Raw genomic sequence first — 13,765 nt, 5'->3', positions numbered from 1 at the left:
GGTCTTACGTTCTCAATGTGCGGTCATTTGAGAGCCGCCCACAGACGCGAAGCCCCCGGTTGTTCCCCCGTGATCGGGGGCTTCGTTCTGCCCTCTTCGCCCATTTCGGGCGCTGCCCGGCATGATTCGCTCACCCTCGGTCACCGAGCCGAGTGCGCCCCATGTGCTCCCACCTCGTCAAACGGCCTGTGCGGCACCCTGGGGCGGGCGACACCTGCGCAGGTACGATGCCCTCGTTGCGACCTTCGGACGGCTGCTCTGCGCACCGTTGCAACTCCGGTCCGCGGTAGGGCGGTTCGACCAAGGATGCCGGCGGGCACCGGGCCCGGCGGCGAACCGAACGGGGGCACGGTTTGTGGGGGGACGTGATGGACTTCGGCACGCAGGGCCCCGAGGCCCCGGCCGACCTGGCCTGGCTGCGAGGCGTCGATGCCTACACGATGGGCGCTTATCCGCAGGCGGAGGAGGAGTTCCGGGCCGCGGTGCGGATGGACCCCGGGATGGCCGACGGCTGGCTGGGCCTGCATGCGCTGCGCGTGGACACGACGACCGCGCTGCTCAGGATGTTCCGGCACCGGGACCGCTTCGGCGAACAGCGCGCCCGGCACCGCCGCACCCTCAACTCCTGGTACTGGCTGGGCTGGTGGGTGCAGCCCGTGCTGGAGAGCCCCCGCGATCTGCTGCTCGCGCACGCCTCCCACTGGCTGGACGGCCGCCACGTCCCTGAACTCGACCGGGCCCTCGCGGGCCTGCCGCCGGTGGACACCGACCACCAGGTCCGCTTTCTGCACGCCTGCCGCTCCTATTTGGTCAAGGACTGGGAACAGCTCGTCCGGCACACCGACCCGCTGATCGACGACCAGATGCTCGGCATCGAAGCGGGCCTGTTCGGCGGTATGGCCCGGGTCCGGCTCGAGATGTACGGCCAGGCCGAACCCCTTCTCTCGGCGGCCCTGATGCGCTGCCGCAGCGAGCAGCCCCAGCGCAAGGAACTGCGCTACTGGCTGGCCCGGGCGCACGAGGGGACGGGACGGTCGGCCGCGGCCCTCCCGCTCTACCGGGCGGTGCACCGCATCGACCCCGCCTTCATGGACACCTCGGCCCGGCTCGCCGCGATCGCCGAGGGCGACGGATACGACGACGCCACCGACCTCGCGGCGATCACGCTGTCCGGTGGTCAGGACGTCGCCGACGGGCCGGACGCCCTCGACCCGCTCTTCGGCATGGAGGGCAGGGACCTCAAGCTGTCCGGGCCCGACCTGCCGCCGACCGGGCCGCTGCCGTCGGTGATCGATCCGGCGGTGCGCGAGAAGTCGATCGTCCCGACGCCGCCCCTGCCGGCCGGCCCGACCGACCCCGCGTTACTCGAGGAGGCGCTCGCCGAGCTCGAGCGCATGGTGGGTCTTGAGCCGGTGAAACGCCAAGTCAAGGCGCTGTCCGCACAGTTGAACATGGCCCGGCTGCGGGCCGGTCAGGGACTGCCGGTCCAGCCGCCCAAGCGGCACTTCGTGTTCTCCGGGCCGTCGGGGACGGGGAAGACGACGGTGGCGCGGATCCTGGGGCGGGTCTTCTACGCCCTCGGCCTGCTCGGCGGCGACCACCTGGTGGAGGCCCAGCGCGCCGATCTGGTCGGCGAGTACCTCGGCCAGACAGCGGTGAAGGCCAACGAGCTCATCGACTCCGCGATCGGCGGCGTCCTCTTCGTCGACGAGGCCTACTCGCTCTCCAACACCGGGTACGGCAAGGGGGACGCGTACGGCGACGAGGCGCTGCAGGTGCTGCTGAAGCGGGCCGAGGACAACCGCGACCACCTCGTGGTCATCCTGGCCGGCTACCCCGAGGGCATGGACCGTCTCCTCGCCGCCAACCCCGGCCTGTCCTCCCGCTTCACCACCCGCGTCGACTTCCCCTCCTACCGGCCCCTCGAACTCACCTCCATCGGCGAGGTACTGGCCGCGGAGAACGGGGACGTCTGGGACGAGGAGGCGCTGGACGAGCTGCGGTCCATCGCCGGGCATGTCGTCGACCAGGGCTGGATCGACGAGCTGGGGAACGGGCGGTTCCTGCGGACGCTGTACGAGAAGAGCTGCGCGTACCGGGATCTGCGGTTGTCGGCCTATCCGGGGACGCTGACGAGGGACGACTTGTCGACGTTGCGCTTGCCGGACCTCATGCAGGCGTATGGGGAGGTGCTGTCGGGGAGGGGGCCCCAGGATCCGTCAGCCATGTAAACCGGCCCAGCCTGCGGGCAGTCGTGCCGCCTGGGGCGGCACGGGTGGGCGCAGGCGGCACCCCGCAAGCGCGGGCGAGCGACCACCCGCCCGCGCCACAGCGCCGGGCTCAGCCCTAGCTGGCCAGCACCTCCTCCGGCGCCCCCGACCGAGGCTCCGAAACCTTCTGCACGGCGGTCACCGCGCGGTGCGCGGGATCCCGCACCTCGCCCACCAGCAGCTCCAGTACGTCCTCCAGCGCCACAAGCCCCAGCACCTTCCCGGCCCCGTCGGCCACCTGCGCGAGGTGGGTCGCTGCACGCCGCATCACGGTCAGCGCGTCGTCCAGCGGCAGTTCCGACCGCAGGGTCGTCATCGGCCGCCAGATCCGCTGCGGCACCGCCCGCTCGGACTCCTCCAGATCGAGTACGTCCTTGACGTGCAGGTACCCCATGAAGGCCCCGTTGTCGGCGACGACCGGGAAGCGCGAGTACCCGGTGCGGGCGGTGAGCGCGATGATCTGGCCCGGAGTGACCGAGGGACTGACCGTCACCAGCGACTCGCGGCCGAGCAGGACGTCGGTGACCTGGCGGGAGCCCAGTTCGAGCGCGTCCTCCAGCCGCTCCTGCTCCTCGGGGCCGAGCAGCCCTGCCTGGCCGGAGTCCTCCACCAGCCGGTTGAGCTGCTCGCTGGTGAAGACCGCCTCGACCTCGTCCTTCGGCTCGACACGGAAGAGCCGCAGGATGCCCTGGGCGCAGAAGCCGAGGGCGACGGTGATCGGCTTGCAGAGGCGGGCGAAGGCGACAAGGCCCGGGCTGAGCCACAGCGCGACCTTCTCCGGGGCCGCCATCGCGAGGTTCTTCGGGAGCATCTCGCCGACGACGAGGTGGAAGAAGACGACCGCCGCGAGCGCGATGACGTAGGTCAGCGGGTGGATCATCGCGTGCGGGAGATGGATCCACTCGAAGACCGGTTCCAGGATGTGCGCGACCGTCGGCTCGGCCACCGCGCCCAGCGTCAGGGAGCAGACGGTGATGCCGAACTGGGCGGCGGCCATCATCTGCGGCAGCCGCTCCAGGCCGTACAGCACCTGCCGGGCCCGGGCGGTGCCGAGCGGTTCGATCTGGCTGCGGCGTACGGAGACGAGGGCGAACTCGGCGCCGACGAAGAAGCCGTTGGTGAGCACGAGCAGTGCGGCGAACAGAAGTTGGAGCACGCTCATCGGACGGCCTCCGCGGCGACGAGGGCCGTCCTGACCAGCCGTACCCGCTCGGCGCGGTAGTGGCCGACCTGGCGCACCGCCAGCCGCCAGCCCGGCAGCTCGGCCTTGTCGCCGACGGCCGGGATCCGGCCGAGCAGGTCGGCGACCAGGCCCGCGACCGTCTCGTACGGTCCTTCGGGCACGTCGAGGCCTATGCGCTGGAGGACGTCGACCCGGCAGCTGCCGTCGACGTCCCACGCGGCCCTGCCGTCCTCCGGCGGGGCGGGGGCGAGTTCGGGCACGTCCTGACCGTCGTGCTCGTCACGGACCTCGCCGACGATCTCCTCGACGATGTCCTCCAGGGTGACGACCCCGGCCGTGCCGCCGTACTCGTCGACCACGACGGCGATGGGCTGCTCGCTGCGCAGCCGGGCCAGCAGGGGCTGCACCGGCAGGGTCTCGGGGACCAGCAGGGGCGTCTGGGCGATCCGGGTGACGGGGGTGCGCAGCCGTTCGCGCGAGGGGACCGCCAGGGCGTCCTTGAGGTGGACCATGCCGACGATCTCGTCGATCCGCTCCCGGTAGACCGGGAAGCGGGACAGACCGGTGGCGCGGGTGAGGTTGACGACGTCCTCGGCGGTCGCCGACGACTGCAGCGCGCTGACCTTCACGCGCGGGGTCATGACGTGCTGTGCGGTCAGCTCGGCGAGCGACAGGGTCCGTACGAACAGGTCCGCGGTGTCCTGTTCCAGGGCGCCGGCGCGTGCGGAGTGCCGGGCCAGGGAGACGAGTTCGCCGGGGGTGCGGGCGGAGGCCAGCTCCTCGGTGGGCTCGATGCCCAGGGTGCGGACGAGCCGGTTGGCGACCGCGTTCAACCCGGCGATCACCGGGCGGAACAGCCGCGCGAAGGCGTGCTGCGGGCCGGCGACGAAACGCGCGACCTGCATCGGGCGGGAGACCGCCCAGTTCTTGGGCACGAGTTCGCCGATCACCATCTGCACGGCCGAGGCCAGCAGCATGCCGACGACCACGGCGACGCCGGGCACCGCACCGTCGGGGATGCCGATCGCCGTGAGCGGGCCGTCAAGGAGCTGGGCGAGCGCCGGTTCGGCGAGCATGCCGACGACGAGGGAGGTGATGGTGATGCCGAGCTGGGTGCCGGAGAGCTGGAAGGAGAGCTCCTTCAGCGACTCGACCACCGTACGGGCGCGTTTGTCGCCCTCGGCGGCGGCCTTCTCGGCGTCCGGGCGCTCGACCGTCACCAGGCCGAACTCGGCCGCCACGAAGAAGCCGTTGGCGAGAATCAGCAGGAATGCGGCTGCGAGCAGCAGCAAGGGGGTGGTCATGCCGCCGCCTCGATATGTCGGGAGGGGGCGGCGCAGGTACTACAGGACGATCCGTCCATCGCTGGAAGGAGTCACTCCTCGGGTAGCAGGGGGCCTCTGAAGACCGGGGGGAACATCAGAGACGGAGGCGCAACGAGCACGCCTCCGCCAACAGATTAATCAAGACATGGCGTTCTACGTCAGATCCCTCGTCGAATGTGCTTCGGCGAGCGCCCGCAGGGTCCTGGCGTCGGCGATGGCGCGCTGCTTGGCGATGCCCGGCTGGATGCCGAGCGCGGGCAGGCTGGTGCCGTCGCTGAGGTCGAGGAACACCCAGGGGTCGCCCGGACGCAGGTTCACCTGAAGGATTTCGGCCCATTCCAGCTGCCGTCGGCCGGCGATGTTCACGACGGTCACGCCGGTCTTGTCAGCGACCACTTTCGGCCGGGCGAGCATCAGGAGGACGCCGCAGAGCAGGGCCGCCGTGAAGACGAAGCTGAGGCGCTCGGCCGGGCTGAGCTGCTCCAGCAGCAGCGCGACGGTGGTGATGACGACGAAGATCGCGGCAGCGGCGGTGAGCAGGACGGCCCGGGTGCGGGTCGGCCGGAAGGTGACGGGGAGGGCGGGCAGGTCGGACATTTCTCCACGCTTCTCAGAGACGGCAGGCGTGGATGGCCGTGGTGAGGATGGCCCGGGCGCCGATGTCGTACAGGTCGTCCATGATCCGCTGGGCTTCCTTGGCGGGGACCATCGCGCGGACGGCGACCCAGCCCTCGTTGTGCAGCGGGGAGACGGTCGGCGACTCCAGGCCGGGCGTGAGCGCGACGGCCTTCTCCAGCTGCTCGACGCGGCAGTCGTAGTCCATCATCACGTATGTCCGGGCGACCAGGACGCCCTGGAGGCGGCGCAGGAACTGCTGCACCTTGGGCTCCTCGCCGTTCTCGCCGGTGCGGCGGATCACGACGGCCTCGGACTTCATGATGGGCTCGCCGATGATCTCGAGGCCCGCGTTGCGCAGGGAGGTGCCGGTCTCGACGACGTCCGCGATGACTTCGGCGACACCGAGTTCGATGGCGGTCTCGACGGCGCCGTCGAGGTGGACGACGGAGGCGTCGATGCCATGGTCGGCGAGGTGCCCCGCGACGATGCCCTCGTACGACGTGGCGACCGTCATGCCGTCCAGGTCCTCGACGCCCTTGGCCGTGCCCGGCTTGGTGGCGTAGCGGAACGTGGAGCGGGCGAAGCCGAGCGGGAGGATCTCCTCGGCGTTGGCGCCGGAGTCGATGAGCAGGTCGCGTCCGGTGATGCCGATGTCAAGGCGGCCGGAGGAGACGTAGATCGCGATGTCGCGGGGGCGGAGGTAGAAGAACTCGACCTCGTTGTGCGGGTCGACGATCCTCAGTTCCTTGGACTCGCGGCGCTGCTGGTAGCCGGCCTCATGCAGCATCTCCGCCGCAGGGCCGGACAGTGAACCCTTGTTGGGGACGGCGATGCGCAGCATGAGGTCGGCTTCCTTTGCTCGAAGGGTGGTGCGGGGGACGGGGATTCACAGGTGGGCGTAGACGTCGTCCAGGGAGATGCCGCGGGCGACCATCATCACCTGAACGTGGTAGAGCAGCTGCGAGATCTCCTCGGCGGCCGCTTCCTTGCCCTCGTACTCGGCGGCCATCCAGACCTCGGCGGCCTCTTCGACGACCTTCTTGCCGATGGCATGGACGCCCTTCCCGACCAGTTCGGCGGTGCGGGAAGTGGCGGGGTCGCCGGTGGCGGCCTTCTGCTGGAGCTCGGTGAAGAGCTCCTCGAACGTCTTCTTGGACATAGTGGCGCCCACTTTACGCGGTGTGCCGGCCCACCTAGCGCCACGGCTCGGATACTGAGCGGAGGGTCGCCGCCGTCGCCACCGCTGCCGTCACCGCCTCGTGTCCCTTGTCCTCGTTGGAGCCGGGCAGCCCGGCCCGGTCGAGGGCCTGTTCGTCGGTGTCGCAGGTCAGCACGCCGAAGCCGATGGGGACGCCGGTGTCGACGGAGACCTGGGTGAGGCCCTGGGTGACGCCCTGGCAGACGTACTCGAAGTGGGGGGTGCCGCCGCGGATGACGACACCGAGGGCGACGATCGCGTCGTAGCCGCGACCCGCGAGGACCTTGGCGACGACCGGGAGTTCCCAGCTGCCGGGGACCCTGAGGAGGGTCGGCTCGTCGATGCCGAGGTCGTGCAGGGCGCGCAGGGCGCCGTCCACCAGGCCGTCCATCACCTTCTCGTGCCACTGTGCCGCGACGACGGCGACCCGCAGGTCCCCGACATTGCGTACGGACAGTTCCGGTGCACCCTTGCCGCTCACGTCTCTCCTCGGTTCTGTTCTTACTGGTTGCCGCAGGTGGACACGGCAGGCGTGTCCAGCCAGGGCAGGTCGTGCCCCATCCGGTCCCGCTTGGTGCGCAGGTAGCGGAGGTTGTGCTCGCCCGCCTGTACGGGCATCGGCTCGCGGCCGTTGACCTTGAGGCCGTGCCGGACGAGCGCGTCGGTCTTGTCGGGGTTGTTGGTCATCAGACGCACGCTGCGGACGCCGAGGTCCTCGAGGATCTGCGCGCCGGCGCCGTAGTCCCGGGCGTCGGCGGGCAGGCCGAGTTCCAGGTTGGCGTCGAGGGTGTCGCGGCCCCGCTCCTGAAGCTCGTACGCCCGCAGTTTGGACAGCAGCCCGATGCCGCGGCCCTCGTGGCCGCGCAGATAGACCACCACTCCCCTGCCCTCGGCCTGGATGCGCTCCAGGGAGGCGCCCAGCTGGGGGCCGCAGTCGCAGCGCAGGGAGTGGAAGATGTCGCCGGTGAGGCATTCGGAGTGGACGCGGACGACGACGTCCTCGCCGTCGCCGATGTCGCCGTGCACCAGGGCGACGTGCTCGACGCCGTCGACGGTGGAGCGGTAGCCGTACGCCGTGAAGTCGCCGAAGGCGGTGGGGAGTTGGGTCTCGGCCTCGCGGCGGACGGTGGGCTCCGAGGAGCGGCGGTAGGCGATCAGGTCCTCGATGGAGATGATCGTCAGGCCGTGCTTGCGGGCGAACGGGATCAGTTCGGGGAGGCGGAGCATACGGCCGTCCTCTCCCGCGATCTCGACGATCGCGCCGGCCGGGCGCAGGCCCGCCAGGCGGGCGAGGTCGACGGCGGCCTCGGTGTGGCCATTGCGGACCAGCACGCCGCCGGGCCGGGCGCGCAGCGGGAAGATGTGGCCGGGGCGGACGAGGTCGTCGGCCTGGGCTTCGCCGCTCGCGAGGAGTTGCAGGGTGGTGGCGCGGTCGGCGGCGGAGATGCCGGTGGTCACGCCGTGCGCGGCGGAGGCGTCCACGGAGACGGTGAACGCGGTCTTCATGGACTCGGTGTTGTCGTCGACCATCTGCGGCAGCCGCAGCCGGTCCAGCTCACCGCCCTCCATGGGAGCGCAGATCAGGCCACGGCACTCGCTCATCATGAAGGCGACGATCTCGGGGGTCGCCATCTCGGCCGCGATGACGAGGTCGCCCTCGTTCTCCCGGTCCTCGTCGTCGACGACCACGACCGGGCGGCCGGCGGCGATGTCGGCGATGGCCTGCTCGATCGGGTCGAGTGACCAGTCCTCGATGTTGTCGGTGCTGTAAAGGATCGGTGCCGCGGTCATGCCGGCGCTCCTTCCAGAACGGGCCGCGCGTCCTCGCGGGAGCGCAGCCACCAGTCGCGCATGCCCCACAGGACGAGTGCGCCGTAGATGACGTAGACGAAGCCGGAGAAGGCGTAGCCGTTGGCGAAGTTGAGCGGCACGCCGACCAGGTCGACGAGCAGCCAGGCGAACCAGAACTCGACCATGCCGCGGGCCTGGGCGTACATGGCGACGATCGTGCCGACGAAGATGTACGCGTCCGGCCAAGGGTCCCAGGACAGGGTCGGGTATGCCTTGAAGAGCAGGGCCACCGCGACCGTGCCCGCCGCGGCGGCGGCGATCATCGCCGCGCGCTCGCGCCAGGTGGCGAACCGGACGGAGATGTGGCCGTCCGCCGCGCGGTCCTTGCCGCGCTGCCACTGCCACCAGCCGTACAGCGCGACGGCCATGACGACCGCCTGCTTGCCGGCGCTGCCCGTCAGATGGCCGAAGAAGGCGCCGAAGAGGATGAGGCCGGCGGCGAACTGCACCGGCCAGGTCCACAGGGAGCGCCGCCAGCCCAGGGCGAGGGCGATCAGGCCGAAGATGTTGCCGACCATGTCCGACCAGATGATGTGCTGGTCGAAGAGGACGAACGCCTCGGAGTTCAGCCAGTTCACCGGCCCGCCCCCTGGCCCGTCGCGAGCAGCCGCTCGACGTACTTGGCGATGATGTCGACCTCGAGGTTGACCGGGTCGCCGGGCTGCTTGAGGCCGAGCGTGGTCAGGGCGAGGGTGGTGGGGATCAGGCTGACGGAGAAGTGGTCGGGGCCCGCGTCGACGACGGTGAGGCTGATGCCGTCGACGGTGATGGAGCCCTTCTCGACGACATAGCGCGTGAGGTCCGCGGGGAGGGAGATCTTCACGATCTCCCAGTTGTCGGACGGCTTGCGCTCCAGGATCTCGCCGGTGCCGTCGACATGGCCCTGCACGATGTGGCCGCCGAGGCGTGCGCCGACCGCGGTGGGGCGTTCGAGGTTGACGCGGGAGCCTGCGGCGAGGATGCCCAGGCTGGAGCGGTTCAGTGTCTCGGCCATGACGTCGGCGGTGAACTCGTCGCCCTCGTGGTCGACGACGGTGAGACAGACACCGTTCACGGCGATGGAGTCGCCGTGCTTCGCGCCCTCGGTGACGACGGGGCCGCGCAGCCGGAAGCGGGAGGCGTCGCCGAGGTTCTCGACGGCGGTGATCTCGCCCAGCTCTTCGACGATTCCGGTGAACACTTCCCGGGTCCTCCTGCCTCTTCGGGCACGGACTCCGGGGCTGTCGATGACGACAGAATGTACGGACTGCGGCACTGGGGCGACGCCGGACGGACCCGTCCCCGAGGGGACGAGCTAGATCGGCGGCGCGCACGAATGCCCGCCCGCCGCGCACTGCCTCCCATCCGGACTTTAACCGTCGGTCCAGGAATTTCACCTGGTCAACCGATCGCTGGAGGCGATCGGGTCGCGGACTGTAACCGCCGGTTCGGACTTTCACCGACCCCGGAGTGCGCTGCTTCTGGTACAGAGCCAGTGTGCCACGCCTGATCGAGGTCCATACGGGTGAAGGGTGTGCAGTGGCTCACAGACGGTGCGCCTGGAGAGCCCCTCGAGCCCACTCGAGATTGGTCCATACCTATTGACGTAGTGGTCTAGTCCTTTCTAGGCTCCTGTGCCAAGGTCTCATCCCGAGCAGACCGGCCCGGCGGCGGTGACGACGGCCCTTGCCCGTCGTCGGGCCCTCCCAGTCCCGTTAGTGTGGCCACTGGTCAGGTCGTTCATATAGGGATGCGGGCTGTGGTGAACCCCGAGAAGCTGGTGTTCTTACGACGTCAGCTCGGCGCCGCTCCAGCCGGGAGCGCCCGGCGCGGAAGGGACTGAAGCAGCATGACCACGATCCTGGTGACCGGGGGTACCGGAACGCTCGGCCGGCACGTCACCGAGCGGCTGCGAGCGGACGGGCACGAGGTGCGGGTGCTCAGCAGGCACAGCCGGCCGTACGCCGTCGATCTGCGCGAGGGCGGCACCACACTGGACGCGGCCGTCGCGGGTGTGGACACGATCGTGCACTGCGCCTCCAGTCCGCGCGGCGGTGACGAGCAGGCGGCGGAGCGTCTCATCGCGGCCGCGCACCGGGCCGGCGTGGGCCACCTGGTCTACATCTCGATCGTCGGCGTGGACCGGGTGCCGTTCGGCTACTACAAGTCCAAGCTCGCCGTGGAGAGGCTCGTCGGGGACTCGGGGCTGGACTGGACGGTGCTGCGGACGACCCAGTTCCACGATCTGCTGGCGCAGGTGTTCGGGACGCTGGCCAAGCCGCCCGTGATGCTGCTGCCGGCCGGTGTCTCCGACCAGCCGATCGAGGTGGCCGAGGTCGCGAACCGGCTCGCCGAGCTGGCCGCGGGGGCTCCCGCCGGGCGCGTCGAGGACATGGGAGGACCGGAGGTGCGGTCCTTGGAAGCGCTGGCCCGCGCGTATCTGGCGGCGACCGGGCGCAAGCGGCGGATCGTGAACGTGCCGCTGGCGGGCAAGGCTTACCGGGCGTTCCGTGCGGGCGGGCATCTCACGCCGGAACTGTCCGTGGGGAAGGGGACGTTCGAGGAGTACCTCGCGGCTCGGTTCGGAGCGGGGCAACCGTCGTGAGCACCGCGACCGTCGGCTACCGCTCTCGGGTGAGCGCCGGTCACTACTCCCCCGGCGCGAACAACTCCTCCTGAGCCCGGTCGCGAGCGGTCAGCAGGGCCCCGCGCAGCACCGCGCCACCGCCGAGGCTGCTGGCGCGTACCTCCGTGGGCAGCGGCGACATCCGGGCGAGCCGCCGCTGCACCCGGGCCGCCAGCTCATCCCCGCCCGCCCGGCCGACCTCGCCCGCCAGCACCACACAACCGGGGTCCAGGACGGAGACGACGGCGGCGACGCCGAGGACCACGCGGTCGGCGAGGGCGTCGAGGAAGCGGTGGGCTGCTTCGACGTCGGCGGTCGCGTGGTCGGTACCTCCAGTGCGGTCGGCATCGCCGTCGACTTCGTGCCCGCTCGCGCCGACCAGGCCTTCCCCGGCCGCCACCCTCGTCGCCCGCCCCACCGCCGCCCGCACCAGCCGCACCGCACGCGGCTCGTCGGCCGCGCCGGACGCCGTGGCCCCGTGCTCGGCCGCCGGCGTCGCGATCGCCGCCGTTCCGGATGCCGTGACCCCGTGTTCCACCGCCAGTGTCGCGATCGCCGCCGCGCCGGCCAGGGAGTGGAAGCCGCCCTCGCAGTCGGTCGCCGAGGGCAGACCGGTGGTGCCCGGTACCGGCAGGAAGCCGAGTTCGCCGGTGCCGCCGGAGGCACCGCGGCGGAGGCGGCCGTCGAGGACGACGGCGGCGCCGATGCCCATGCCGAGCCAGAGCAGGACGAAGGTGTCGCGGTCCCGGGCGGCGCCGTCGCGCATCTCGGCCAGGGCGGCGAGGTTGGTCTCGTTCTCGACGTTGACGCGGGCGTCGGGGAAGCGTTCCTGGAGGGCGGCCACCAGTCGGCGATGCCACTCCGGCAGGCCCGAGGAGTTCCGGAGTTCACCGTCGGCCGGGTCGATCAGGCCGGGCGCGCCGATCCCCACGGTGTGCAGCCGCCCCCACTCCTGGGCAGGCGCGCGCGGAGGCGCCGCCAGCGTCCCGGCCTCCTTCACCGCGCGCTCGACCAGGGTCACCGCCTGCTCCACCGCCGGTCCCGTACCGGCGTCGTCGCCGATCGGCACGGACGCCTCGGCCAGCACTCTGCCGAGCAGGTCGGAGACGACGACGGAGACGCCCTCGGTGCGGACGTCGAGCGCGGCCAGCTGGGCCCGGTCGGCGACGATCCCGTACACCTTCGCGTTCGGCCCGCGCCGCTGCTCGCCCGACTCCCCCACCACCTCGATCAGTCCGGCGGCGGTGAGGCGTTCGACGAGGTCGGCGACGCTCGGCCGGGACAGGCCGGTCAGCTGCTTCAACTGCCCCGCCGTCAAGGGGCCCTCCTGCTGGAGCAGACGCAGGGCGAGCCGGTCGTTGATGGCTCGGGCGGTACTCGGGGATGCGGGCATGCCGGGATCCTTCCAGATCGGGCGGCCGGTAATCCGCTATCTATCAGGCAGGGTTCCTGATAGTTTACGCGGCGCGAGCGGGAACCATGAGCCAGGGAGGGGCCGCAGAATGAGTGCAGTGGTGTACGACCTACGTGAGGTGAGGCGGGCCCGGTATGCCGTGGCCGCCGTCTTCGCCGTGCACGGCGCCGTCACCGGCTCCTTCGCGACCCGGGTGCCCTGGATCCAGGACCATGCGGGGGTGAGCGCGGGCCAGTTGGGGCTCGCGCTGGCCTTTCCGGCGCTCGGCGCCTCCGTCGCGATGCCGCTCGCGGGCCGGATCAGCCACCGCTTCGGCGCCCGGAACGCGCTGCGCGGCCTGATCGCGCTGTGGACGCTCTCGCTGGTCCTGCCCGCCCTCGCCCCGAACCTGCTGACGCTGTGCCTGGCCCTGTTCACGTACGGCGCCACGGCGGGCATGGCGGACGTGGCGATGAACGCGCTCGGCGTCGAGGTCGAGAACCGTCTGGGCCGCTCGATCATGTCCGGCCTGCACGGCATGTGGAGCGCGGGTGCCCTGATCGGCTCGGCGGGGGGCACGCTCGCCGCGCACCTCGGCGCGGACGCCCGGCTGCATCACGCACTGGCGGCGGCCGTGCTGACCGTACTCGGCGTGGTCGCCTGCGCCTGGGTCCTCGACCTCCAGCCCGCCGAGGACGAGGAGCCGCCGCCCCGCTTCGCCCTGCCGCCCAGGTCGGCGCTGCTGATCGGCGCGGTCGGGTTCTGCGCGGTGTTCGCGGAGGGCGCGAGCCTGGACTGGTCGGCGGTCTATCTGCGTGACCAGTTGGAGGCCTCGGCCGGTCTGGCGGCGGCCTGCACGACGGGCTTCACGCTCACCATGGCGATCGCCCGGATCGCCGGGGACAAGGTCGTGGACCGGTACGGCACGGTGCGCACGGTGCGCACGAGCGGCGTCCTCGCCGTCCTCGGCGGGCTGCTGATCGTCGTCTCGGATCATCCGGCGGCGGCGATGAGCGGCTTCGCGCTGATGGGCCTGGGCATCGCCGTGGTCGTCCCGCTGTGCTTCGCCGCGGCGGGCCGCAGCGGGTCCAACCCCAGTCTGGCCATCGCGGGCGTCGCGACGATCACGTACACCTCGGGCCTGATCGCGCCCAGCGCTATCGGCACGCTGGCCCAGCTGACCAGCCTGGTCGTGTCGTTCGGACTGGTGACCGTCCTGTCCGGCGGACTCGTCGCCTTCGCCGGCGTGCTGCGCGCGGGCGACCGCGACCGGCCGAAGGTCAGCGCGCCGGACACGGCGGTTCCCGACCCCCGGCCCTGAC

Annotated in this window: 13 protein-coding genes and 1 riboswitch; of the genes, 3 read left to right on the top strand and 10 right to left on the bottom strand. The window is 71.2% G+C overall.

The annotated features are described in order from the left end of the window. Window positions 1-368 precede the first annotated feature (368 nt). The gene (locus KCH48_RS36330) at window positions 369-2,231 is read left to right on the top strand and encodes an AAA family ATPase (RefSeq protein ID WP_210581361.1); all 1,863 of its coding nucleotides are present in this window, start codon (window positions 369-371) and stop codon (window positions 2,229-2,231) included. 115 nt (window positions 2,232-2,346) lie between these two features. Here KCH48_RS36330 and KCH48_RS36325 read toward each other — a convergent pair whose 3' ends face one another. The 9 genes from KCH48_RS36325 to KCH48_RS36285 form a co-directional block, all read right to left on the bottom strand. After that, window positions 2,347-3,432 carry a hemolysin family protein gene (locus KCH48_RS36325; RefSeq protein WP_210581359.1) on the bottom strand — a complete coding sequence of 362 codons (1,086 nt, stop codon included), beginning with the start codon at window positions 3,430-3,432 and terminating at the stop codon, window positions 2,347-2,349. After that, window positions 3,429-4,757: a hemolysin family protein gene (locus KCH48_RS36320; protein WP_210581358.1), complete on the bottom strand. Its 1,329-nt coding sequence runs from the start codon at window positions 4,755-4,757 to the stop codon at window positions 3,429-3,431. The genes KCH48_RS36325 and KCH48_RS36320 overlap by 4 nt, the downstream gene beginning before the upstream one ends. Window positions 4,758-4,931: 174 nt before the next feature. Next, complete coding sequence (locus KCH48_RS36315; protein ID WP_210581356.1) at window positions 4,932-5,375, bottom strand: PH domain-containing protein; 444 nt, start codon at window positions 5,373-5,375, stop codon at window positions 4,932-4,934. A gap of 13 nt (window positions 5,376-5,388) precedes the next feature. Further along, entirely contained in the window at window positions 5,389-6,237 is an 849-nt protein-coding gene (gene hisG / locus KCH48_RS36310; RefSeq protein ID WP_210581354.1) for an ATP phosphoribosyltransferase, read from the bottom strand. 45 nt (window positions 6,238-6,282) lie between these two features. Beyond that, window positions 6,283-6,555, bottom strand: coding sequence for a phosphoribosyl-ATP diphosphatase (locus KCH48_RS36305; protein ID WP_086760055.1), 273 nt, complete (start codon window positions 6,553-6,555; stop codon window positions 6,283-6,285). A 34-nt stretch (window positions 6,556-6,589) separates the two neighbouring features. After that, a complete protein-coding gene (gene ribH / locus KCH48_RS36300) occupies window positions 6,590-7,075 on the bottom strand; it encodes a 6,7-dimethyl-8-ribityllumazine synthase (RefSeq protein WP_210581352.1) in 486 nt (161 codons plus the stop codon). 20 nt (window positions 7,076-7,095) lie between these two features. Continuing rightward, entirely contained in the window at window positions 7,096-8,385 is a 1,290-nt protein-coding gene (locus KCH48_RS36295; protein WP_210581350.1) for a bifunctional 3,4-dihydroxy-2-butanone-4-phosphate synthase/GTP cyclohydrolase II, read from the bottom strand. Beyond that, complete coding sequence (locus KCH48_RS36290) at window positions 8,382-9,023, bottom strand: nicotinamide mononucleotide transporter family protein (protein WP_210581348.1); 642 nt, start codon at window positions 9,021-9,023, stop codon at window positions 8,382-8,384. Before KCH48_RS36290 ends, KCH48_RS36295 begins: the two co-directional genes overlap by 4 nt. Beyond that, window positions 9,020-9,625 (bottom strand): riboflavin synthase, encoded by a 606-nt coding sequence (locus KCH48_RS36285; RefSeq protein ID WP_210581346.1) that lies wholly within the window; start codon window positions 9,623-9,625, stop codon window positions 9,020-9,022. The genes KCH48_RS36290 and KCH48_RS36285 overlap by 4 nt, the downstream gene beginning before the upstream one ends. Before the next feature lie 146 nt (window positions 9,626-9,771). Further along, a riboswitch (FMN riboswitch) is annotated at window positions 9,772-9,902 on the bottom strand. A gap of 371 nt (window positions 9,903-10,273) precedes the next feature. Here KCH48_RS36285 and KCH48_RS36280 point away from each other — a divergent pair. Continuing rightward, complete coding sequence (locus KCH48_RS36280; RefSeq protein WP_210581344.1) at window positions 10,274-11,029, top strand: SDR family oxidoreductase; 756 nt, start codon at window positions 10,274-10,276, stop codon at window positions 11,027-11,029. A 43-nt stretch (window positions 11,030-11,072) separates the two neighbouring features. Here the strand turns inward: KCH48_RS36280 and KCH48_RS36275 are convergent, their stop codons facing one another. Next, window positions 11,073-12,443, bottom strand: coding sequence for an ROK family transcriptional regulator (locus KCH48_RS36275; RefSeq protein ID WP_210581342.1), 1,371 nt, complete (start codon window positions 12,441-12,443; stop codon window positions 11,073-11,075). Between the two features lie 109 nt (window positions 12,444-12,552). Here KCH48_RS36275 and KCH48_RS36270 point away from each other — a divergent pair, with 109 nt between their 5' ends. Then, entirely contained in the window at window positions 12,553-13,764 is a 1,212-nt protein-coding gene (locus KCH48_RS36270) for an MFS transporter (RefSeq protein ID WP_210581340.1), read from the top strand. Window position 13,765: the final 1 nt, after the last annotated feature.

This window comes from Streptomyces sp. GESEQ-4, from assembly GCF_017948455.1.
Classification (GTDB): Bacteria; Actinomycetota; Actinomycetes; order Streptomycetales; family Streptomycetaceae; genus Streptomyces.
Note: the sequence above shows the minus strand (reverse complement) of the source record. Positions and strands in the feature narration are given on the sequence as shown.

Bases quoted from the DNA above. Each gene is read 5' to 3' on its own strand.
- KCH48_RS36330 (WP_210581361.1), top strand. From the start codon at position 369: ATGGACTTCGGCACGCAGGGCCCCGAGGCCCCGGCCGACCTGGCCTGG.
- KCH48_RS36325 (WP_210581359.1), bottom strand. From the start codon at position 3,432: ATGAGCGTGCTCCAACTTCTGTTCGCCGCACTGCTCGTGCTCACCAAC.
- KCH48_RS36320 (WP_210581358.1), bottom strand. From the start codon at position 4,757: ATGACCACCCCCTTGCTGCTGCTCGCAGCCGCATTCCTGCTGATTCTC.
- KCH48_RS36315 (WP_210581356.1), bottom strand. From the start codon at position 5,375: ATGTCCGACCTGCCCGCCCTCCCCGTCACCTTCCGGCCGACCCGCACC.
- hisG (WP_210581354.1), bottom strand. From the start codon at position 6,237: ATGCTGCGCATCGCCGTCCCCAACAAGGGTTCACTGTCCGGCCCTGCG.
- KCH48_RS36305 (WP_086760055.1), bottom strand. From the start codon at position 6,555: ATGTCCAAGAAGACGTTCGAGGAGCTCTTCACCGAGCTCCAGCAGAAG.
- KCH48_RS36295 (WP_210581350.1), bottom strand. From the start codon at position 8,385: ATGACCGCGGCACCGATCCTTTACAGCACCGACAACATCGAGGACTGG.
- KCH48_RS36280 (WP_210581344.1), top strand. From the start codon at position 10,274: ATGACCACGATCCTGGTGACCGGGGGTACCGGAACGCTCGGCCGGCAC.
- KCH48_RS36275 (WP_210581342.1), bottom strand. From the start codon at position 12,443: ATGCCCGCATCCCCGAGTACCGCCCGAGCCATCAACGACCGGCTCGCC.
- KCH48_RS36270 (WP_210581340.1), top strand. From the start codon at position 12,553: ATGAGTGCAGTGGTGTACGACCTACGTGAGGTGAGGCGGGCCCGGTAT.